This is a genomic window from Kineococcus lubricus, from assembly GCF_050871965.1.
Classification (GTDB): Bacteria; Actinomycetota; Actinomycetes; order Actinomycetales; family Kineococcaceae; genus Kineococcus.
Map to the genome: position 1 here is coordinate 1 of NZ_JBJLSK010000036.1, position 20,648 is coordinate 20,648.

Consider the following 20,648-nt stretch of genomic DNA (forward strand, 5'->3'; position numbering starts at 1 on the left):
TGGAGCTGGCGTTCCTGGCCGCGGAGATGCTCGCGAACCGCTGACGAGCACGGCGAAGGGGCCCCCCCCCCCCCCGGCCCGGGCCCCCCCCACGCTCGGCGGCGGCTCAGATCGAGACGGCCGTCTCCGCCCGCCGCACCACCAGCCCGGCCTGATCCGCCGACGCGGGGTCGTCGAGGTCGAAGCTGCCGCGGGCGACGTCCACCTCGACGGTGTCGCCGTCGCGGACCTCCCCGGACAGGATCGCCCGGGCGAGCCGGTCGCCGATCTCGCGCTGCACGAGCCGGCGCAGCGGCCGGGCCCCGTAGGCGGGGTCGTAGCCGGAGATCGCCAGCCAGTCCTTCGCGGCGTCGGTGACGTCGAGCGTGAGGCGGCGGTCGGCGAGGCGGTCGGCCATCCGCTGCACCTGCAGCTCCACGATGCGGGACAGTTCCTGCGTCGACAGCGGGTCGAACACGACGACGTCGTCGAGGCGGTTGAGGAACTCCGGCTTGAAGTTCGCCCGGACCGCGGTCATGACGGCGTCGTGCTTGGTGGCCTGCGACAGCTCCGGGTCCACCAGGAACTGCGACCCGAGGTTCGAGGTCAGCACCAGGATGACGTTGCGGAAGTCGACCGTGCGGCCCTGGCCGTCGGTGAGGCGGCCGTCGTCGAGGACCTGCAGGAGGATGTCGAACACCTCCGGGTGGGCCTTCTCCACCTCGTCCAGCAGCACCACCGAGTAGGGCCGGCGGCGGACGGCCTCGGTGAGCTGGCCGCCCTCCTCGTACCCGACGTACCCGGGGGGCGCCCCGACGAGCCGGGCGACGGCGTGCTTCTCGGAGTACTCGCTCATGTCGATGCGGACCATGGCGCGCTCGTCGTCGAAGAGGAAGTCGGCCAGCGCCTTCGCCAGTTCGGTCTTCCCGACCCCGGTGGGGCCGAGGAACAGGAACGAACCGGTCGGCCGGTCGGGGTCGTTGACCCCGGCCCGCGAGCGCCGGACGGCGTCGGAGACCGCCTGCACCGCAGTGCTCTGGCCGATGAGGCGGGCCCCGAGGAACTCCTCCATGCGCAGGAGCTTCTCGGTCTCGCCCTCCAGGAGCCGGCCGGCGGGGATGCCGGTCCAGCCGGCGATGACCTCGGCGATGTCGTCGGGCCCGACCTCGTCGGCGACCATGGGCGCGGAGGCGGCCACGTCCTGCTCGGCGGCCTGCGCGGAGGCGAGCTCGCGCTCGAGGGCGGGGATCCGGCCGTAGAGGATCTCGCTGGCGCCGCCGAGGTCGCCCTCGCGCTGGAGGCGTTCGGCCTGCGAGCGCAGCTCGTCGACCTGGTGCTTGAGGTCGCCGACGCGGTTGAGGCCGGCCTTCTCCTGCTCCCAGCGGGCGGTGAGGGCGGTCAGCTGCTCCTGCTTGTCGGCGAGGTTGGCGCGCAGGGCGTCGAGGCGTTCGCGGCTGGCGGCGTCGTCCTCCTTGCCGAGGGCGAGTTCCTCCATCTTCATGCGGTCGACGGCGCGGCGGAGCTCGTCGATCTCGACGGGCGAGGAGTCGATCTCCATGCGCAGCCGGGACGCGGCCTCGTCGATCAGGTCGATGGCCTTGTCGGGGAGCTGGCGGGCGGTGATGTAGCGGTCGGACAGGGTGGCGGCGGCGACGAGCGCGGCGTCGGAGATGGCGACCTTGTGGTGCGCCTCGTACCGTTCGCGCAGCCCGCGCAGGATGCCGATGGTGTCCGGCACGGAGGGTTCGCCGACGAAGACCTGCTGGAAGCGGCGTTCGAGGGCGGGGTCCTTCTCGATGCGCTCGCGGTACTCGTCGAGGGTGGTGGCGCCGACGAGGCGGAGCTGGCCGCGGGCGAGCATGGGCTTGAGCATGTTGCCGGCGTCCATGGCGCCCTCGCCGGCCCCGGCGCCGACGACGGTGTGCAGTTCGTCGATGAACGTGACGATCTGCCCGTCGGAGTCCTGGATCTCCTTCAGGACGGCCTTGAGGCGTTCCTCGAACTCCCCGCGGTACTTGGCCCCGGCGACCATGCTGGCGAGGTCCAGGGAGATGAGCCGCTTGCCGCGCAGCGACTCGGGGACGTCCCCGGCGACGATGCGCTGGGCGAGGCCCTCGACGACGGCGGTCTTGCCGACGCCGGGTTCGCCGATGAGGACGGGGTTGTTCTTGGTGCGGCGGGACAGGACCTGCACGACGCGGCGGATCTCGGCGTCGCGGCCGATGACGGGGTCGAGCCGGCCCTGGCGGGCCTGCTCGGTGAGGTCGACGCCGTACTTCTCCAGGGACCTGTAGGTCCCTTCGGGGTCGGGCGAGGTGACCTTCGCGCCACCGCGGACGGACGGCAGGGAGTCCAGCAGGGCGTCGCGGGTGGCGCCGACGGCGCGCAGGGCCTCCCCGGCGGCGGAGGTGGAGGCGGCGGCGCCGAGCAGCAGGTGCTCGGTGGAGACGTAGGCGTCGTCGAGGGCGCGGGCCTCGTCGCCGGCGGCCTGCATGAGCTGCAGGGCGGGGCGGGACAGCTGCGGCTGGCTGACGTTGGTGCCGGACGCGCTGGGCAGGGACGCGAGGGCGCCCTCGACGCGGCGCGTGACGAGGGCCTGGTCGGCCCCGAGGGCGGCGAGCAGGTGCCCGGCGACGCCGTTGTCCTGGCCGAGCAGGGCGGCGAGGACGTGCAGGGGCTCGACCTGGGGGTGACCCGCGGACGTGGCCCGGCCGACGGCGTCGGCCAGGGCTTCCTGGGCGCGGGTGGTGAGCTTGAGGTCCACGGACTACCTCCAGACGTGGTGGACGGCTTCGACACCGGGTACAACTCTGCCAGAGTTGAGCTTGTTCCGCTCAACTCTGGAGAGCAGCCGCCGCCCGGTGACCGGTCCGCGCCGTTGCGGGTGGTCGGTGCGGGGCGTACGTTCGCACCAGGGTCATGCCTCGGCTCTCCCCGGCGAGAGTGGTGGTTGGACGATGGTTCCCCGGATCTCCCCTCCCGGCACCGGTCGCGGTGCACGGCGCCCCCTGCGGCCGGTGCCGCGGTGAACCCCGACGCGATGCCCGAGGCGATGAGCGCCGCCCTGGCCGAGCTCGCGGCCGCCGCCAGCGGGCAGGCCGGCCCGGAGGAGCTGCTCAAGCACCTGGTGGACATCACCGTCGAGCACCTGGACGTCGACGGCGCCGGCGTCATGATCGACGACGGTTCGCTGCTGCGCTTCGTGTACGCCGACCACGCCGCGGTGGCCTCCGCGGAGCAGCTGCAGCAGCTCATGCAGGAGGGTCCCTGCCACGACGCGCGCAGCTTCCGGGTCGAGGTGGTCGTCGACGACCTGCTGGACCCGGTGCAGACGGCGTGGCCGCAGTACGTGACCCGGGCCGTGGAGGAGGGGTTCCGCTCCGTCGTGGCGATCCCCCTGATCAGCCGGGACCGGGTGTGGGGCGCGCTGGACCTCTACCGCCGCCGTCCGGGCACCTGGCGGCTGGAGGAGGTGCACTGGGCGCGGTTGCTGGCGCGGATGTCGGTGGCCTACCTGGTGCTGGCCGCGGACCGCATGCACCTCGCGCGGGCCCAGCAGGACCTCGCCCACGCCAGCACCCACGACGCCCTGACCGGCCTGGCGAACCGGACCCTGCTGCTGGACCGGCTCCAGCACGCCCTGTACGCCGCCCGCCGCCACCAGCGGGCCGTGGCGGTCTTCTTCCTCGACCTGGACGGCTTCAAGGCCATCAACGACACCCTCGGCCACGCCGCCGGCGACACCGTGCTGGCCACCGTGGCGACCCGCGTGAACGCCTCGCTGCGCCAGGAGGACACCTTCGCCCGCCTGGGCGGGGACGAGTTCGTGCTGCTGTGCGAGGACCTGCCGCTGGGCGGGGACGGCCCCGGGGGGACGGGCGAGCTGGAGCAGCACGTGCAGGCGGTCACCACCCGCCTGCACCGGGTCCTGGCCCGCCCCCTGCACGTCGCCGGGGTGGACCTGGTGGTCAGCGCCAGCATCGGGGTCGCCGTCAGCTCCGACGTCATCGACCTCGAACCCGCCGGCGGGCGGCCGCCGGGGACCGCGCAGGTCACGGCGGAGGACCTGCTGGCGGCGGCCGACGCCGCGATGTACCGCGCGAAGCGGCACCGGCGCGACGAGCACTCCCACGACGGGCGGGCGGCCACCGCGCCCGGTGACCGGCGCACCCGGCGCCCGGGCCGGCACCTGGAACGTCAGCTCGCCCAGGCGCTGACCCACCAGCAGCTGCAGGTGCACTACCAGCCCATCACCGACACCGAGGGGGGTGTGCACGCCGTCGAGGCCCTGCTGCGCTGGCAGCACCCCCAGCACGGGTTGCTGCCCGCCGCGCGGTTCGTCGACCTCGCCGTGGACACCGGCCTGATCGTGGCGATCGGGCACTGGGTCATCGACCAGACCTGCGCGCAGATGGCCCGCTGGCAGCGCCAGCTGGCGGGGGCGCGCGACGGCGGCCCGGAGTGCGCCTACGTCAACCTCAGCGCCCGCGAACTCGCCGACCCGGCCCTGACCGCCACCCTGGCCGACGCGCTGGGCACCCACGGCCTGCGGCCGCAGCAGGTGGGCCTGGAACTGGTGGAGGACAGCTTCAGCGACCCCGACGTCCTGCCCGGCCTGCAGGAGCAGCAGCGCCGGGGGCACCCGCTGTCGGTGGACGACTTCGGCACCGGGTACTCCTCGCTCGCACGGCTGGTGGAACTGCCCGTGCACATGGCCAAGATCGACCGCGGGTTCATCACCGGCCTCGAGGACGACCCCCGCCGCCGCGCCCTGGTGGACGCGGTCGTCACCGTGGCCACCAGCCTGGACGTCCAGGTCATCGCCGAGGGGGTGGAGACCGCCGCGCAGGCCACCCGGGTCACGCAGGCGGGCTGCCACTACCTCCAGGGGTTCCACTGCGGGCGCCCCGAACCCGCGGACGTCCTGACCGCCCGCTGGACGTCCTGACGCGGGGACCGGTGCACGGCGGGCGGCCCGCTACCACGCTCCCGGGTAGGTGAGCGTCACCGCGCTGCTGGCCGCGCCCCGGGCCATGCACTCGGCCAGCGGCCGGCCGTCGAGGACACCGGTGAGGAAACCGGCGATGTAGCTGTCCCCGGCGCCCATGGTGTCCACGACCTCCCCGGCGACGGGAGCGGTGAGCGTGAACCCCGCGCCGTCGTAGGCGATGCTCCCCCGTGCGCCCAGGGTGACGACGACGCAGGCCGGGCCCCGGGCCTGCGCCCGGCGCATGAACGCGCGCAGGTCGTCGCCGTCGTCGGTCTCCAGCCCGAAGAACGCGTAGTCGACGTCGCCGAGGGAGGCCTCGACGACCGGGTCCTCGGCTTGGTCGGAGTAGTCGAAGGCGATGGTGGCCCCCCGCGCCTTCAACGTGGCGAGGTCCGGCGCGGTGTGCCCCCAGATGCCGGTGACGACCAGGTCGTGACCGCACAGGAAGTCGAGGTCGTCGGCGGTGAGGCGGAACTGCTCCATCACCCCCTCGGCGTGCTCCCCGAAGACCCGGTTCCCGTCCACGACGCTGATCTGCGTGAGGGCCGTGCTGCCGGGGGCGACGTGCAGGTGGCTCGTGTCCACGCCCTTGCCCTCCAGCGCCCGGCGCAGGAGGTCACCGTGCGCGTCGTCCCCCACCGCTCCGACGTAGGAGCTGTCCACCCCCAGCCGGCGGAGGTAGACGGCGACGTTCACGGCGTTGCCGCCCGGGTAGCTGCGGCCCTGCGCCGCGTAGACGTCGATGCAGTTGTCGCCGGCGGCTGCGACTCTCATGTCGTGGTCCTCCGGTCAGTAGGGGAGCGCGCGGTAGTAGCGGCGGATGTCCATCGGGTGGCGGTTGACGTGTTCCACGTGGGCGTCGATCCGCTGCGTGACCGCGTGCGTCACGAGGTGGGACAGGAAACCCCGGTACTCCGGTGAGATGCCCTCCAGGGCGTAGTCCCGGGAGTCGACGAGGGTGACGTTCGCGCAGATGCGCGGCAGGAACCGGGCGACCCGCTCGGCGAGCGGCCGTTCGGCGTCCTCGCCGAGGAAGACGGTGACGTTGGTGTCCCGGTCGACGACCTCGAGCGTGCCGTGGAGGAACTCGGCCGCGTGGATCGACTTGCTGCGCAACCAGTGCTGCTCCTCCCAGTAGCACATGGCGTACGAGTAGGTCGAACCGTGCTGCGTGCCCGCGGCCACGAAGTAGTGCATCGGGTCGTCGTGGTGCGCCCGGGCGAAGGCGGCACCGAACTCGTCCGCGGCCTTCTCGACGTCGACGAGGGCCCGGGCCAGGTGGGCGTCGAGCTGGGCGTAGTAGTCGTCGTAGACGTCGAAGTGACCGGCGTTGCGCATGAACCGGTCCGCGACCATGAAGAACTTGAGCTGCTCGTTGCCCGGCCGGGAGATGCAGGTCGTCGACAGGTCGGCCAGCGGGGTGCCCGGCGTGTCGACGAAACCGATCACCGTCGCGCCGAGCTTCTCGACCTCCTGCAGGGCCGCCACCATCTCGGGGGTGTTCCCCGTGACCGAGGAGATCACGACGACCGTCCGGTCGGTGATGCGGCGGTTTCCGGTGGTGGTGAACTGCGCGGCGTTCTCCACGCACACCGGGATGCCGCTCAGCTGCTTGACGTGGGACTCGGCCTGCAGACCCGAGGCCCAGGTGCCCCCGATCCCCAGGTAGCAGAGCAGGTCGTACCCCCTGTCGCACAGGCCGTCCACGACCTCCTCGATCGTGGCGCGCAGGGCGAGGGCGCCCTCCACGCTGCCGAGCTGGGCGTTCTCGTCGAACTTGATCACCAGGTTCCTCCTTCGGTGCTGTGCGGTGCGACCCGGGCGTCGACCTCGCCCAGGATGCGTGCGTTGCGGGCCCTCTCGGCGCCCTCGATGACGTCGGCGTTGACCCGGCGCCAGCGGTAGTAGAACGGGACCGCGGAGGCGAGGGCGAGCAGCCCGGCCCCCACCGACTCCACCGGGGCGTCGAAGAACGTCGAGACCATCAGGATCAGGCTGGGCACGATGGCCAGGACGGCGGTGACCGGGCCGAACGGGGCCCGCCACGTGGGACGGTAGTTCTCCTTGCGGCGCAGCTTGAACCACGCGCAGAACAGCAGCGCGTTGCGCAGCAGGACGATGAGCGTGAAGAGCCCCAGCAGCTGCTGGATCGTGGAGAACCAGACGAGGACGAGGGCGAGACCGGACTGCCAGAGCATCGCGGTGGCCGGCGTGTTGTACTTCGGGTGGATCTTCGCCCACGAACGCCACCAGTACCCCTCCTCGGCCGCCTTCATCTGCATGCGGGCCTGGAACATGATGAGGCTCGACAGCGAGCCGACCACGACGACGACGGCGAGGACCGCGGCGATCGTCCCGGCGTTGCTGCCGATGCCGGGGATCTGGGAGAACGCGGCGGCGACGGGCGCGTCGGAACCGGCCAGCGAGCCGATGTCGACGAGGCCGACGGCCGCCGCGGCCAGGCCGGTGTACAGCAGGGTGACGAGGACGACGGTGCCGATCAGCGCGATCGGCATGTTCCGGCGCGGGTTCTCGATCTCCCCCGCCATGGTGACCGACGTCTGCATGCCGTCGTAGGCCCAGGTGGTCAGGGCGACGCCGGTGACGATCGCGAGCAGCGGGCTCGACGCGGCGACCGCGTCGCTCGTCCGGCTGGAGTAGTTGTCGCCGTTGACGAAGAACAACCCGATGCCCACCAGCACGATGAAGGGCACGATCTTGGCGGCGGTGATGAAGTCCTGCCAGGTGGCCCCGGCCTTCTTGTGGCACACGTGCAGCCAGGTGAAGAAGACGATGAGGGCGCAGCCGACGAGGCGCCCGGTGTTCCCGCCCCAGCCGGTGAAGTACGCCGCGTAGTTGACGACCGTCAGCGTCATGGTGGCGATGCCGACCGGGTCGGTCGCCCAGTAGCACGACCAGGACATGAACATGCTGGGGAACGACCACCCCGCCTCGCGGAAGTAGACGACCTGCCCGCCGCTCTCGGTGTAGGCGGTGGAGAACTCGCAGTACAGGAGGATCTGCGGGACCATGATCAGGCCGCCGACGAGGAACGCCGCGACCGCCAGCAGGGGGGTCCCGGCCGCTCCGGCGACGGCTCCGACGGAGGTGAAGATCCCCGAGCCCACGGTGGTCCCGACCCCCAGCGCGATCGCGGTGGTCAGGCCGAGGTTGCGTTGCAGCTTCCCCTGCCCCGGGGAGGCCGCCGTGGGCTCCACGGTGTCGCTCATGCTGTCTCCTTGTGTTGTCGGGGTGCGGTCCGGGTGCGGCCCGACGGCGTCGACGGGCCGGTCGCGGACCGGAGGGGTCCGCCGTCGGGGGACGGCGAACCGGTGGCGGTGCGGTCAGACGACTTCCCTGTCGACGTAGTTCTCGCTCTTGCCGCTGACCATCGCCTCGAACCGGGCGAGGAGCGGGTGCTTGCGCCACAGGTGCTTGCGCTCGGTGATCTCGTACGACACGGTCTGGAAGAAGGGCAGCAGGCTCGGTGCGCCCGCCAGCGGGTCCACCAGGGTGTCGATCCGGACGTCGGCGTCGTCGGCGCCGGGGTCGTCGGTGAGCAGGAGGACCCGGTCGGTGACGACCCGGGCCGCTGCGTGGATCTGCCGCGACCGGGCCCAGGAGTGCGACCCGGTGGCCACGACGACGACCGTGTGCAGCGGCGTCAGCTGCAGGTGGGGACCGTGCAGGAACTCCTCCAGGTCCACGGCGACGGCGGGGACCTGGAGGGTCTCGGCGAGTTTGAGCGCCCCCTCCGAGGCGACGCCGAGGTCGGGGCCGGAACCCAGCACGAACACCGGCCCCATCGAGGTCAGTTCCTTCTCCCGGGCCCGCAGGACGTCCCGCGTCTGCGACCGGACCGCTTCGTAGCCGGCCAGGTACTGGTCGAGGGAACCCCGGAACGACGGCCGGTCCCCGCGGTCGCGGCCCAGCCGGTCGGCCGCGGCGTCGGCGAAGAGGCAGAGGAACGCGTGGAGCGCGCTGACGCCCTTCGTCACGTACCCGACGGTCTCGGTCCCCACGCCGTAGTCGACCAGGACGTCGCAGTGCGCCCGGAAGTCGCTCGCCACGTCGCCGGTGATCCCGATCGCGGGGCGGCCGAGGTGCCGCAGGCGGTCGAGCGCATCGATCGCCGCAGAACTGAAACCGCTCTGCGAGACGCACACCACGAACTCGTCCGCCGGCACCTCGTACTCGTGGTGCACGAACGTCCAGGGGTCGGTGACGAGCACTTCGACGCCGAGCGCCCTGCGCAGGTACGGGCGGGCGCACAGCGCGGCGTTGCGGGAGGAACCGGAGGCCACGACGCGGACCACGCGCCGGGGCCCGGCGACGAAGGCGTCGACCAGCGGTTCCTCGAAACGCCCGGCGGCCTGCGCCCGCAGCACCGCCGGGGTCTCGGCGACGTAGTGGAGCATCGTCTCCGTGCGCACTGGGACTCCCTCGTTCGCGAGCGCTCCGCTCGGTGGACGGCGCCGGGGCGGGACCGTGCGCACCAGGACGTGGAGCACCTGCGCGACGGACCCGGCCGGGCCGGGGACGGCGACGGACACCTGCGTACCGTCGCCACTGCTCGGAATAGACGGGTCACCGCCAAAACCGAGCCAATGAGAACGTAGCACCGAGCGACGTCCACGACTAGACACCTTCGCGAGAAAGTCGAACCACTGGTCGGCCAGGCCCCCGGTACGCCCTACCCTGGGCCGGTCCGCGAGACGGAGGAGGAACCGTGCAGCGACTGACGATCCGCCCGAGCGTCGAGGCCCGGGAGCGCCTCGAAGCACTGGTGGTGCGCGGCAACCTCCGCCCCGGGGACCGGCTGCCGACCGAGCGCGAGCTCGCCGCGCGGTGGGGCATCAGCCGGGCCGCGGTCCGGTCGGCCATCCGGCGCCTGGCCGACGAGGGCGTCGTCTACAACGTCCAGGGGTCGGGCACCTACGTCGCCGCCCCGCCCGTCGTCCGCGACCTGCGGGACCTGCGGCCGTTCGCCGAGGCCGCGGCCGCGGCCGGCCGGACCCTGCGCACCGAGGTGCTGGGCTGGGACGTCGAGCCGGCGGACGCCGGCACCGGGGACCGGCTGGACCTCCCCGTCGGCGACCCCGTGCACGTGCTGCGCCGGCTGCGCCTGATCGACGACGTGCCGGCGGCGCTGGAGCGGTCCGTCCTGGCGGCCTCCCGGTTCCCCGACCTGCCGCGGCAGTACGGGACCCACGGCTCGCTGTACGCGGCGCTGCGCGGGTCCTGCGGCGTCGAGGTGGTCGCCGGTTACGAGCAGCTGTCCGTCAGCGCGCTGGACGAGGCGGCGGCCGGGGCGCTCGCGGTGCCGCCGGGGACCTCGGTCCTCTCCCTCAGCGGCGTCGCGCACGAGGCCTCCGGGGCGCCGGTCGAGCACTTCTCCTCCCTGGTGCGCACCGACCAGGTCCGCTTCGCCAGCGAGCTCAGAGCCGTCGCCCCCTGAGCCCCGTCCCGGCTCCCCCGGGCTCGGCCTAGGGTGGACCGGACGTGGCGGTGGGGACGGAGGACGACGGTGGCGGTCGAGCGGACACCGCAGTACCTGGCGCTGCGGCGCCTGGTCCGCCACCGGATCGAGACCGGCCGGTACCAGCCCGGCACCCTGCTCCCGGCCGTGGGCGACCTCGCCGCCGAGCAGGGGATCCACCGGCTCACGGCCCTGAGGGCCCTGGAGGCGCTCGTCGAGGAGGGGCTGCTCAAACCGGTCGTGGGCCGGGGTTTCTTCGTGGTCGGGGAGAAGGTGGCCCGCGAGCTCGAGACGCTCGACGGTTTCACGCAGGCGATGACCGAACGGCAGGCGGCGCCGTCCGTCCGCGTCCTGACCCGGGGCGTGCGGCCGGCCGGCCCGCGGTACGCGGACGTCTTCTCGGTGGCCGAGGACGACGACCTCTGCCTCATCAAGCGGCTCTGCCTGGCGGGGGGCGTGCCCTTCTCGCTGGAGGAGATCCTCTTCCCGGCGGACCTGCTGCCGGACGACGGGGTGCCGGACCTCGGCGTCTTCTCCCTCTACCAGTTGTTCAGCTTCTACGGGGTCCAGCTGCAGCGCGCCTGGCAGACGCTTGACCTGGCCACGCTGGACCAGAAGGACGCCCGCGTCCTGGAGGTCGACGCCACCGTCCCGGTCATGGTGTTCACCTGCACCAGCCGCGACCGGGACGACCGGGTGGTCGAGCACACCCGCACCTACACCCGCGCCGACCGCGCGAGCTTCGTCGTGCCGTTCGGGTCCGGGTCGCTGCGGACCGAGCTCGTCCCGGCGGTCGGGGGCTCGTGGGTGCCGGGCGGCGCCCCCGGGTGACGCCGGGCCCACGAACACGTCAGGATTTACTGACGTCAGTTTCCGATGTAGCGTCGGCGGCGTGGAGACCCTGACCCGCATCGAGGTCCTGACCCGCTTCGGTCACGCCCTGTCCGACGCCACCCGCGCCCGGGTCCTGGTGGCCCTGCGCACCGGCGGGGCCTACCCGACCGAACTGGCCGAGCAGCTCGGCGTGGGCCGCACCAGCCTGTCCAACCACCTGGCCTGCCTGCGCGGCTGCGGGCTGGTCGTCGCCGTCCCCAAGGGCAAGCGGGTGCGGTACGAGCTGGCCGACGGCGGTCTGCGCCAGGCGCTGGAGGACCTGCTGGGCACCGTCCTGGCCCCCGACGCCGACGCCTGCGCCCCCGCGCGGGCGGGCGGGGAGTGCTGCTGATGGACCGGGCCCCGGCCTCCCTGCTGCCGGTGGTGCCTGCCGGCCCCGCCGCGCCGCGGCGCGAGGTCCTCACGCGCCGGGTGCGGCTGCTGGTCGCCGCGACCATCACCTGGAACGTGGCCGAGGCCGCCGTCGCGCTCGGCGCCGGGCACCGCGCGGGGTCGGCCGCCCTGATCGGCTTCGGCCTGGACTCCCTCGTCGAGGTCTCCTCCGCGGCCGCCGTGGCCTGGCAGTTCTCCGCCCGCGACGAGGCCCGTCGCGCAGCGCGCGAGCACCTGGCCCTGCGGATCGTCGCGTGCTCGTTCTTCGCCCTGGCCGCCTACGTCGGCGTGGAGTCGCTCCGGGCGCTGCTGGGTCCGGGTGAGGCCGGCCCGTCCACGGTCGGCATCGTCCTGGCCGCGCTGAGCCTGGCCGTCATGCCGTTCCTGTCGCTGGCCCAGCGCCGCGCCGGCCGCGAACTCGGCTCGGCCACCGCGGTGGCCGACTCCCGGCAGACCCTGCTGTGCACCTACCTCTCCGCGGTGCTGCTCGCGGGTCTGCTGCTCAACGCGGTCGCCGGCTGGTCGTGGGCCGACCCGGTCGCCGGGCTGGGGATCGCCGTCATCGCCGTGAAGGAGGGGTGGTCGGCGTGGCGGGGTGAGGGGTGCTGCGCCCCCGCCGCGCGGCCGGTCCCGCCCGGTGACCCGGGCGCCGGGACCGGCTCGTGCGGCTGCGGGGACGCCTGCTGCCGTTGACGCCGTCGGCGGCGGGCGGGGTCAGCGCGTGACGGTGCTGACCGTCGGGCAGCCGGCGCCGTTGGGGTCGGAGTACTGCTCGGCGTCGGCGAACACGCCGTCGGAGACGCTGGGGGTCCCGCCGACGACGACCACGAGGCAGGGCCGCAGGCGCTGGAGCTCGGAGCGGGTCGCGTCGGGCAGCCGGTCGCGCTCGGTCAGCAGGACCGGGCCCAGGTCCGCCGAGGAGGGCCCGAGCGCCAGGGCGTCGGGCAGGGCGGTGCCGGAGGCGAGGAACACGACGGCCGCGGTGCCGGGGCGCCACATCGCGTAGGAGACCTCGGCGGCGGTCTCGTACCGGTCGCGGCCGGACAGCCGCAGGTTCCCGATCGCGGTCAGGGCGGACTTGGTGTCCGCCCCGGAGGTGGTCGACGACGCCGAGGCGGTGACGTCCTCGCGCAGGTCGCGCAGCGTCTCGGCGACCTGCGCGCGGTCGGCGCCCTGGGCCCGCGGGGCGTCGGCGGCGGACGCCGAACCGGCCCCGACGAGGGCGGCGCCGGCGAGCCCGGTGGCAGCCAGGGCGGCGAAGGTCTTGGAACGCATGGGATCTCCGAACGACGAGGTCGGACCGGTGAAGGTCACCGTCCGTGCGTCGAGGTTCGCGGCGCGAGGTGCCGGCGGACCACTCCCAGGCTCCGCACAGCACCCGAACGGGCCGCCGGATCACCTGTCCTCGCCAACCGTGCCAGCTCAACGTCACACCCCACCTACCGCCCGTCACGACGGGCAACACCACGAGATCAGGCCGCGTTCACGTGCCGGTGGGGTTCCGGCCACCCCCGCGCGGCGGTCCCTGCGAGAGTGGCCCGGTGAGCCACGGGAGAGGGACGCGCGAACTCGTCGTCCTGGGGACCGCCGGGCAGGCCCCCACCCGGACGCGGAACCACAACGGGTACCTGCTGCGCTGGGACGGCACCTCGGTGCTGTTCGACCCCGGGGAGGGCATCCAGCGGCAGATGCTGCACGCCGGGATCCCCTCCCCGCGCATCGAGCGGATCTGCGTCACCCACCGGCACAACGACCACTGCCTGGGGATCCCGGGGGTCCTGAACCGGATGGCGCAGGACGCGCCGGGCCGGGCGGTGACGCTGCACGGACCCGCCGACGCGGCCGGGCACCTGCGCGACCTGGCCGTCGTCGCGCAGGCGCACGTGGCCGTGACGGTGGCCCCGGTGCCGACGGTCGACGCCTTCGTGCCCGTCGCCGACGTGGCCGGCTCGGCGCTGACCGCACGGGCGCTGGACCACCGGGTGCCCGCCGTCGGGTACCGGCTCGGGGAACCGGACGGGACGTCCTTCTCCCCCGGGGCCCTGGCCGAGGCCGGGATCCGCGGGGCCGACGTGGGGCGCCTGCGCCGGGAGGGGGAACTGCGCGGGGTCCGCCTCGCCGACGTGAGCACCCCGCGCCCCGGGCAGGTCTTCGCGTTCGTCATGGACACCCGCGACTGCCCCGCGGTCGCCGAGGTCGTCCGCGACGCCGACCTCGCCGTCCTGGAGTGCACCTACGCCCACCGCGACCTGCCGCTGGCGCAGGAGCGCGGTCACCTCACCGCCCGCCAGGCCGGGTGGACCGCGGCCCGCGCCGGTGTCCGCACCCTGGTGCTGACGCACTTCTCGCAGCGGTACGACGCCGCCGAGCTCGGTGCCGAGGCGCGGGCCGCGATCGCCGAGCTGGGCGGCGGCACGACCGTCCACGTCGCGGCCGACCTCGACGTCGTCGCCCTGCCCGCCCGCGGCCGCGGGCGTAGCGTCGGGCCGTGAGCACGCACCCGTTCGACCCCGCCGACCCGCCCGTCCCCGAGCTCGAGGTCGACGAGGACGTCCCGCCACGGCCCGAGGAGGAGGTCGCCGACGCCCAGCGGGAGGACGACCGCCCGCGGTGACCGACCGGCGCCCGGACGAGGGACACCCCGTCAAGGGCGTCCCGGCGGGCGTCGAAGCTCACGGCATGGAGGAGCAGCCCCCGCGATCGGCCCGGGACCTGGCGCGGGAGGTCGAGCGGCTGCGTTCCCAGCTGGCCGCCGAGCGCGAGCAGGCGGCCGTCGAGCGCGCCGGTCTGCAGCTGCTGCTGGACAGCATCCCCACCGGGATCGTCGAGTACCGCGACACGGACAACCTCGTGTGGGCGAACCGCGCGTTCTGCGCGATGGTCGGCCGCGACCTGCCCGACCTGCTCGACGAGCGGTGGCGCCGGACCGTCCACCCCGAGGACGACCACGTCCCCCGCGACGCGGTGGCGGTCCCCGGCGGGACGCGCCTGGCCATCCGGCACGTCGACGCCGACGGCGGGGTCCACCACTGCGACAGCACCGTCGTGATGCTCCCGACGATCGGCGCGGACGGGGCCGAGGGGTTCCGCCCGCTCGTCAACGTCCACGACATCACCCCCCTGCACGAGGCGACGCAGGCCGCGCTGGCCGAGGAGCGCCGCTTCCGCGCGCTGTTCGAGTCCTCCCCCATCGGGATCCTCGTCAGCGACGAGCGGAACGTCGTCCGCGACGTGAACCCCGCCTACCTGCGGATGCTGCGCGTCGGTCCGGAACTGCTGCTGGGCAACGTGTTCGACGAGGTGCACCCGGACTTCTCCGTCTCCTTCGACCGCGAGACGATCCTCGCGGCCCTGGACGCGGACGGCCGGTACGAGTGGCAGGGCTGGATGCCCCGCTTCGACCGCACCCGGTTCTGGGCGAACATCACCGTCTCCCACTCGGTCGACGCGCTGGGGAACCGGGTGGTGGTCTCGCAGGTCCAGGACCACGACGAGGTCCACCGCTCCCGCGAGGACCTCGCGCACGCCGCGCGCCACGACGCGCTCACCGGCCTGCCCAACCGCGCGCACCTGCTCCAGACGCTGGACGGCCTCCTGTCCGAGCGCACCCGGCCGGTGGGGGTCCTGTTCTGCGACCTCGACCGCTTCAAGGCCGTGAACGACTCCCTGGGCCACGCGGCCGGCGACGCGCTGCTCGTCGCGGTCGCCGCCCGGTTGCGGGGCTGCCTGCGCGAGGGCGACCACGCCGGGCGCCTGGGCGGGGACGAGTTCGTCGTCGTGCTGGGCGGCCTGGACGGGGCCGCCGACGCCGTGCGCGTCGCCGAACGGGTCCGCACCGCCGTGCAGGGGGCCCTCGACGTGCTCGCGCCCGGCCTGGGCTGCGGGGTGAGCATCGGGGTCGCGGTGGGCGACCCGCACGGCCCGGTGACCACCGGCGCGGACCTGCTGCGGGACGCCGACGAGGCCATGTACCGGGTGAAGGGCGCCGGGCGGGGCGGCTGGGGCGTGTTCACCCCCCGGGCCCCCGAGGAGGTCGCGGCCCGCCACGACCTCGAGGCGGACCTGCGCCGCGCGGTGGCCGACGACGCGTTCGTCGTGCACTACCAGCCGATCGTCCGGCTCGAGGACGGGCAGCGGATGGCGTTCGAGGCGCTGGTCCGCTGGCCGCACCCCGTCCGCGGGACCCTGGGGCCCGAGGAGTTCTGGGACGTCGCGACGCAGTGCGGTCTGGCGGCCGCCATCGACACGGCGGTGCTGACCCGGGTGGCGACGTTCCTGGTGCACCACCCGGGGGAGATCGTCGCGGTCAACGTGTCCGCCCAGCGGCTGGACGGGACGTTCGCCGACGCGGTGGCCCGGGCGCTGGCCCGGGTGGGCGCGGCCGGGTTCCGGCTGCTGGTGGAACTGCGGGAAGCGGCGCTGCGGGGCGACGACCCGGTGCTGACCGCGGAACTGCACGCCCTGGAGTCCCTGGGCGTCACCGTCGTCGTCGACGACTTCGGCGCCGGGAACAGCGTCCTGACGACGCTGCACGAGCTGCCGGTCCGCGGCCTGAAGATGGGCCCGGCGTTCACCGCGGGCCTGCCCGGCAACGGCCGGCTGGTGGCGAGCATCCTCGGCCTGGCCGAGGGCCTGGACGTGGAGTGCATCGCGACGGGCGTGGAGACGGCCGAGCAGGCCCGGCACCTGCGCGAGGCGGGCTGGCACGCCGCGCAGGGCTGGTTCTTCGGCGGAGTCGCCCCGGAGGGCACCTGGTTCCCCGTGGTCCTGCCCGGCTGACCGGCCCGCACCGCGGCGGGCCGGCCGGCCGGTCGCGGGTCAGCGCAGGCGGGCGCCGTCGCCGGGGGCGAACAGGTAGACGCGCGCGGACGGCGCCGTCAGCCGGATCGCCTCCCCCCGCCGGTAGGACGCCTCCGGCGAGGTCTGCACCACGACGGAGGAGTCGAGCCCGGTGACCCGGACGGTCGCGAGCCCGAACTCCAGCAGGTTCTCGAACACCAGCACCTCCCCCGCCACCGACGGCTCGTCGCCGTGGGCGATCCGCGCGTCCTGGGGGCGGACGCCCACCGTCACCGCGGTGCCCGCCGCCGCGCCCGAGGCGGTGGGCAGCACCCCGTCGCGCCCGACGCGCACCGACCCGGTCCGCTCGACGACGCCCTCGAACAGGTTGATCTTCGGCTCGCCCACGAAGTCGGCGACGAACCGGTTCGCGGGGTCGTCGAAGATCTCGTCGGCCGTCCCGAACTGCTGGATGGTCCCGCCGTCCATGACGGCCAGCCGGTCGGCCAGGCTCAGCGCCTCCAGCTGGTCGTGCGTCACGACGATCGTCGTGTACCCGAACTCGCGCTGGAGCACCTTCAGCTCCCGCCGCACCCGTTGCCGCTGGGCGGCGTCGAGGTGCGAGAGGGGCTCGTCCAGCAGCAGCACCGGCGGGTTGCGCACCAGCGCGCGGGCCAGGGCGACGCGCTGCTTCTGGCCGCTGGACAGCCCCGCGGGCCGCAGCGGCAGCAGGTCGGTCATCTCCAGCCGCTCGGCGATGGCCCGGACCCGGGCGTCGGCGTCCTTCACCCCGCGCGCCTTCAGGCCGTACGAGAGGTTCCCCTCGACGTCCAGCGGCGGGTAGAGCGCGTAGCTCTCGAAACCCACGCCGATGTCGCGCTTGCCCGGCGGCAGGTGCGGGATGGACCGTTCCCCGATCCGGATGTCGCCGGAGGTCACCGTCTCCAGCCCGGCGATCATCCGCAGCGTCGTGGTCTTGCCGCACCCCGACGGGCCGAGCAGGGCCACCAGCTCGCCGGGTTCGATGTGCAGGTCGATGCCCTTGACGGCGTGGAACGCCTCCCGGCCCCGGCTCTCGTACCGCTTGTGCAGGTCCTCCAGCACCAGCGCCTTGGCCGTCGTCTGCGTCAGGACGCTCACCGCGCACCCCCTTCCCCGGTGGCCGATCCCAGCCGCACGGAGTCCTCCGCGCCACCGGCCGGGGCGAAGACGTGCACGTTGTCCAGGGGCAGGTGCAGGTCGACGACGTCGCCCTCGCGCGCCCCGGCGTCGGAGTCGGCGACGACGATGACGTGCTCGGAGCCGCCGCGCGGGCCGACGTCGACGCTGAACTCCATGAGCCGGCCGAGGCGTTCGGCCAGCGACACCCGGCCCCGCAGGGACAGGCTGCGCGGTCCCCCGGTGCCCAGTTGCAGGTCGCGGGGCCGGATGCCGATCCGCGCCCGCCCCGACGGCAGGTCCAGGTGGCGCGGCAGCGGCACCGACAGGTCACCACCGGCGCCGCGCAGCGCACCGCCGTCGGCCTCGACGTCGAACAGGTTGATCTCGGGCTGGCCGAGGGCCTTGGCGACGAACGTGTCGACCGGCCGCCGCCAGATGTCCTCGGGGGTGCCGACCTGCACGACCCGGCCCGCCCGCAGCACCGCGATCCGGTTCCCCAGGGCCAGGGCCTCCTGGTAGTCGTGGGTGACGTACAGGGACGTCGTGCTCGACATCTCCCCGAGCTGCTTCAGCTCGGCCCGCATCGCCGCGCGCAGCTTCGCGTCGAGGTGGGACAGGGGTTCGTCGAGCAGGTACACGTCGGCGGGGCGGACGAGCACCCGGCCCAGGGCGACGCGCTGGCGCTGCCCGTTGGACAGCTCCCGCGGGAACCGCTTCAGCAGGTGGTCGATGCCCAGGGTCGTGGTGACGGCCTCGATGCGCTGGCGCTGCTGCTCGGCGGTGTACTTCCCGGTGCGGCCCGAGCGCAGCGGGGACGCGAGGTTGTCGAAGACGGTCTTCTGCGGGTAGAGCGCGTAGCTCTCGAACGCCATGGCGACGTTGCGGTGGTACGGCTCGACGCCCTCCATGGGGACGCCGGCGATCTCGACGTCACCGGCGTCGACGTCCACGAGGCCGGCGACGCTCTTGAGCATCGTCGTCTTGCCCGCCCCCGAGGGGCCCAGGACGACGAAGAACTCCCCGTCGCCGATGGACAGGTCGACGTCGCTGAGGGCCTGGACGGCGTTCTTCCCCGTCCCGTAGACCTTGGACAGGTTCGCGATGCGCACGGTGGCCATCAGGCCTTCACCGCCCCGAACGACAGGCCCCGCACCAGGTACCGCTGGATGGTGAGCGCGAGGACGAGCGGCGGCAGCGCGCCGAGGATGGCCGCGGCTGCCGTGAGGTTGTAGAACGCCTGCCCGCCGCCGCCGAGGTACTTGGTCACCGCGACGGTGACGGTCGTGGCCGCGGAGTCGGTGAGGATCAGCGGGAACAGGTAGTTGTTCCAGGCGAAGATGAACGCGAGCAGGGCGGCCGCCGCGATGCCCGGCCGGACCAGCGGCAGCGCGACGGTGAGGAACGCCCGGGTGCGGGTGTACCCGTCGAGCAGGGCCGCCTGCTCCAGCTCGGGGGCGAGGTCGGTGAAGTAGGACCGCAGGATCCACACCACCAGCGGCATCGTCACCAGCTGCAGGACCCACACCATGCCGAGCTTGGTGTCGAAGATCCCCAGGGTGTTGTAGATGACGAACAGCGGCACGATGACCATCAGCTCCGGCGCGAACCGGAACGACAGCATCTGGAACATGAGGTCCTCGGACCCGCGGAACTTCCAGCGTCCCGCCGCGTAGGCCGCCGGGATGCCCACGACCAGGGAGACGAGGACGGCGCCCGCGCAGTTCAGGACGCTGGTGAGCATCGCGTGGCCGAAGTCGACGCTGGTGAGGTCCTCACCGCGCTGGGACAGGACGGTGCCGAAGTTCGCCAGCGTCGGCGAGAACTCGAAGTACGTGGACGTCTGCTGGGCGTCGTTCTTCAGCGCCAGCAGGACCATCCACACGAGCGGGAACAGGGAGAAGACGAACCAGGCGAGGATCGCCAGGTCGGCGACCACCGACCCGGGCGTCACGCGCTTCTGCCCCGGGGTGAGCTCCCGGGCGAACCGGGAGGTCCATCCGCCGGCCATCAGGCCCCCGCTCCCGCAGCACGGCGCTGCGCCTTGCCCAGCACGCTCACGAGGTAGCGCGCGGTGATGAACACGATGATCCACAGCAGGAACATGTAGGTGCTGCCGCGGGAGTAGTTCAGGTTGGTGATGGAGTCCTCGAAGGCGCCGATCTGCAGGGTGGTCGTGGTGACCCCGGGCCCGCCGGCGGTGAGCACGTACACGGCGTCGAAGACCTTCAAGCAGTCCATGAACCGGAAGATGACGGCGACCAGGATGTACGGCCACATCATCGGCAGCATGAGCCGGCGGAACATGTAGAACCAGCTCGCGCCGTCCACGTCGGACGCCTCGAACGGCTCCCGGGGCAGGGACCGGATGCCGGCCAGCACCAGGATCGCCACGAACGGCGTGTAGATCCACACGTCGACGAGGATCGTGGAGGCCAGCGCCCGGTCCTTGCTCAGCCAGTCGAACGTGGACCCGAGGCCCAGGACGTGGTTGAGGACCCCGAACTGGGGGTTGAACATCAGCTTCCAGATGACCCCGGCGATGACCGGGGCGATCATGAGCGGGAGGATGAGCAGCCGCTCGAACGTCTTGCCGATGAGCGTCGACCGGTTCAGCAGCAGCGCGATCGCCACCCCCAGGACGGTCTCCAGCCCCGTCGCCGCCACCGCGTACAGCAGGGTCGTCCCGGCGCTGCGCCAGAACAGCGTGTCGCCCAGGACGCTGCGGTAGTTGTCCAGGCCCACGAACGTGGGCGACGGGTTGGTCGCCGCGTAGTTCAGGACCGTGTAGTACACGCCGTAGAAGAACGCGTACAGGATGCCGATGATCAGCAGGACGGCCGGTACCGACAGCAGGTACGGGCGCAGTCCCCGCCGCCAGGCCGGGACCCGGCGGACGGCGCCGGCACCCCGCGCGGTCCGCTGCGAGGGCGTCCCGGGTGTCCGGTCCCCGACGGTGGTCGCCACGGCTCCTCCTCTCTGTTCCCGTCCCGTGGG

18 protein-coding genes are annotated in these 20,648 nt (G+C 73.4%); 8 read left to right on the forward strand and 10 right to left on the reverse strand.

Annotation, left to right across the window (positions count from 1 at the left end):
* Positions 1–106: 106 nt before the first annotated feature.
* A complete protein-coding gene (gene clpB / locus ACRYRX_RS19655; RefSeq protein ID WP_432514659.1) occupies positions 107–2,743 on the reverse strand; it encodes an ATP-dependent chaperone ClpB in 2,637 nt (878 codons plus the stop codon).
* 261 nt (positions 2,744–3,004) lie between these two features.
* Here clpB and ACRYRX_RS19660 point away from each other — a divergent pair, with 261 nt between their 5' ends.
* Entirely contained in the window at positions 3,005–4,927 is a 1,923-nt protein-coding gene (locus ACRYRX_RS19660; RefSeq protein ID WP_432514661.1) for a putative bifunctional diguanylate cyclase/phosphodiesterase, read from the forward strand.
* Positions 4,928–4,957: 30 nt separating this feature from the next.
* Here the strand turns inward: ACRYRX_RS19660 and frlD are convergent, their stop codons facing one another.
* From frlD to ACRYRX_RS19680, 4 genes are all read right to left on the reverse strand, one after another.
* Positions 4,958–5,743, reverse strand: coding sequence for a fructoselysine 6-kinase (gene frlD / locus ACRYRX_RS19665; protein ID WP_432514662.1), 786 nt, complete (start codon positions 5,741–5,743; stop codon positions 4,958–4,960).
* A 15-nt stretch (positions 5,744–5,758) separates the two neighbouring features.
* Positions 5,759–6,754: an SIS domain-containing protein gene (locus ACRYRX_RS19670; RefSeq protein ID WP_432514664.1), complete on the reverse strand. Its 996-nt coding sequence runs from the start codon at positions 6,752–6,754 to the stop codon at positions 5,759–5,761.
* A complete protein-coding gene (locus tag ACRYRX_RS19675) occupies positions 6,751–8,199 on the reverse strand; it encodes an amino acid permease (protein ID WP_432514666.1) in 1,449 nt (482 codons plus the stop codon). The genes ACRYRX_RS19670 and ACRYRX_RS19675 overlap by 4 nt, the downstream gene beginning before the upstream one ends.
* A 114-nt stretch (positions 8,200–8,313) precedes the next feature.
* Positions 8,314–9,402 carry an SIS domain-containing protein gene (locus ACRYRX_RS19680; protein WP_432514669.1) on the reverse strand — a complete coding sequence of 363 codons (1,089 nt, stop codon included), beginning with the start codon at positions 9,400–9,402 and terminating at the stop codon, positions 8,314–8,316.
* A 296-nt stretch (positions 9,403–9,698) separates the two neighbouring features.
* Between ACRYRX_RS19680 and ACRYRX_RS19685 the strand changes: the two genes are divergently transcribed.
* The 4 genes from ACRYRX_RS19685 to ACRYRX_RS19700 all read left to right on the forward strand — a co-directional run bounded on the left by ACRYRX_RS19685 (position 9,699) and on the right by ACRYRX_RS19700 (position 12,407).
* Positions 9,699–10,427 (forward strand): GntR family transcriptional regulator, encoded by a 729-nt coding sequence (locus ACRYRX_RS19685; RefSeq protein WP_432514671.1) that lies wholly within the window; start codon positions 9,699–9,701, stop codon positions 10,425–10,427.
* 69 nt (positions 10,428–10,496) lie between these two features.
* Complete coding sequence (locus ACRYRX_RS19690; RefSeq protein WP_432514674.1) at positions 10,497–11,279, forward strand: GntR family transcriptional regulator; 783 nt, start codon at positions 10,497–10,499, stop codon at positions 11,277–11,279.
* Positions 11,280–11,340: 61 nt separating this feature from the next.
* Complete coding sequence (locus ACRYRX_RS19695) at positions 11,341–11,673, forward strand: ArsR/SmtB family transcription factor (protein WP_432514676.1); 333 nt, start codon at positions 11,341–11,343, stop codon at positions 11,671–11,673.
* Positions 11,673–12,407: a cation diffusion facilitator family transporter gene (locus tag ACRYRX_RS19700; protein WP_432514677.1), complete on the forward strand. Its 735-nt coding sequence runs from the start codon at positions 11,673–11,675 to the stop codon at positions 12,405–12,407. The genes ACRYRX_RS19695 and ACRYRX_RS19700 overlap by 1 nt, the downstream gene beginning before the upstream one ends.
* A gap of 21 nt (positions 12,408–12,428) precedes the next feature.
* Here ACRYRX_RS19700 and ACRYRX_RS19705 read toward each other — a convergent pair whose 3' ends face one another.
* A complete protein-coding gene (locus ACRYRX_RS19705; protein WP_432514679.1) occupies positions 12,429–12,989 on the reverse strand; it encodes a cell wall-binding repeat-containing protein in 561 nt (186 codons plus the stop codon).
* 266 nt (positions 12,990–13,255) lie between these two features.
* On the opposite strand from ACRYRX_RS19705, the gene ACRYRX_RS19710 reads away from it, so the two are divergent.
* The 3 genes from ACRYRX_RS19710 to ACRYRX_RS19720 all read left to right on the forward strand — a co-directional run bounded on the left by ACRYRX_RS19710 (position 13,256) and on the right by ACRYRX_RS19720 (position 16,493).
* The gene (locus ACRYRX_RS19710; protein WP_432514680.1) at positions 13,256–14,206 is read left to right on the forward strand and encodes a ribonuclease Z; all 951 of its coding nucleotides are present in this window, start codon (positions 13,256–13,258) and stop codon (positions 14,204–14,206) included.
* Positions 14,203–14,328: a hypothetical protein gene (locus tag ACRYRX_RS19715; RefSeq protein WP_432514681.1), complete on the forward strand. Its 126-nt coding sequence runs from the start codon at positions 14,203–14,205 to the stop codon at positions 14,326–14,328. Before ACRYRX_RS19710 ends, ACRYRX_RS19715 begins: the two co-directional genes overlap by 4 nt.
* 65 nt (positions 14,329–14,393) lie before the next feature.
* Entirely contained in the window at positions 14,394–16,493 is a 2,100-nt protein-coding gene (locus ACRYRX_RS19720; protein ID WP_432514683.1) for a putative bifunctional diguanylate cyclase/phosphodiesterase, read from the forward strand.
* A 39-nt stretch (positions 16,494–16,532) separates the two neighbouring features.
* Here the strand turns inward: ACRYRX_RS19720 and ACRYRX_RS19725 are convergent, their stop codons facing one another.
* The 4 genes from ACRYRX_RS19725 to ACRYRX_RS19740 are packed head-to-tail and all read right to left on the reverse strand — an operon-like array spanning position 16,533 to position 20,519.
* On the reverse strand, positions 16,533–17,633 hold the full coding sequence (locus tag ACRYRX_RS19725; RefSeq protein ID WP_432514685.1) for an ABC transporter ATP-binding protein: 1,101 nt from the start codon (positions 17,631–17,633) through the stop codon (positions 16,533–16,535).
* The gene (locus ACRYRX_RS19730; protein WP_432514687.1) at positions 17,630–18,772 is read right to left on the reverse strand and encodes an ABC transporter ATP-binding protein; all 1,143 of its coding nucleotides are present in this window, start codon (positions 18,770–18,772) and stop codon (positions 17,630–17,632) included. Before ACRYRX_RS19730 ends, ACRYRX_RS19725 begins: the two co-directional genes overlap by 4 nt.
* Positions 18,772–19,662, reverse strand: coding sequence for a carbohydrate ABC transporter permease (locus ACRYRX_RS19735; RefSeq protein ID WP_432514689.1), 891 nt, complete (start codon positions 19,660–19,662; stop codon positions 18,772–18,774). Before ACRYRX_RS19735 ends, ACRYRX_RS19730 begins: the two co-directional genes overlap by 1 nt.
* On the reverse strand, positions 19,662–20,519 hold the full coding sequence (locus ACRYRX_RS19740; protein ID WP_432514719.1) for a carbohydrate ABC transporter permease: 858 nt from the start codon (positions 20,517–20,519) through the stop codon (positions 19,662–19,664). The genes ACRYRX_RS19735 and ACRYRX_RS19740 overlap by 1 nt, the downstream gene beginning before the upstream one ends.
* Between the last annotated feature and the right edge of the window lie 129 nt (positions 20,520–20,648).

What these genes read in the sequence shown, in the direction of transcription:
- frlD (WP_432514662.1), bottom strand. Translation starts at nt 5,743, where the DNA reads ATGAGAGTCGCAGCCGCCGGCGACAACTGCATCGACGTCTACGCGGCG.
- ACRYRX_RS19675 (WP_432514666.1), bottom strand. Translation starts at nt 8,199, where the DNA reads ATGAGCGACACCGTGGAGCCCACGGCGGCCTCCCCGGGGCAGGGGAAG.
- ACRYRX_RS19700 (WP_432514677.1), top strand. Translation starts at nt 11,673, where the DNA reads ATGGACCGGGCCCCGGCCTCCCTGCTGCCGGTGGTGCCTGCCGGCCCC.
- ACRYRX_RS19705 (WP_432514679.1), bottom strand. Translation starts at nt 12,989, where the DNA reads ATGCGTTCCAAGACCTTCGCCGCCCTGGCTGCCACCGGGCTCGCCGGC.
- ACRYRX_RS19720 (WP_432514683.1), top strand. Translation starts at nt 14,394, where the DNA reads ATGGAGGAGCAGCCCCCGCGATCGGCCCGGGACCTGGCGCGGGAGGTC.
- ACRYRX_RS19730 (WP_432514687.1), bottom strand. Translation starts at nt 18,772, where the DNA reads ATGGCCACCGTGCGCATCGCGAACCTGTCCAAGGTCTACGGGACGGGG.
- ACRYRX_RS19735 (WP_432514689.1), bottom strand. Translation starts at nt 19,662, where the DNA reads ATGGCCGGCGGATGGACCTCCCGGTTCGCCCGGGAGCTCACCCCGGGG.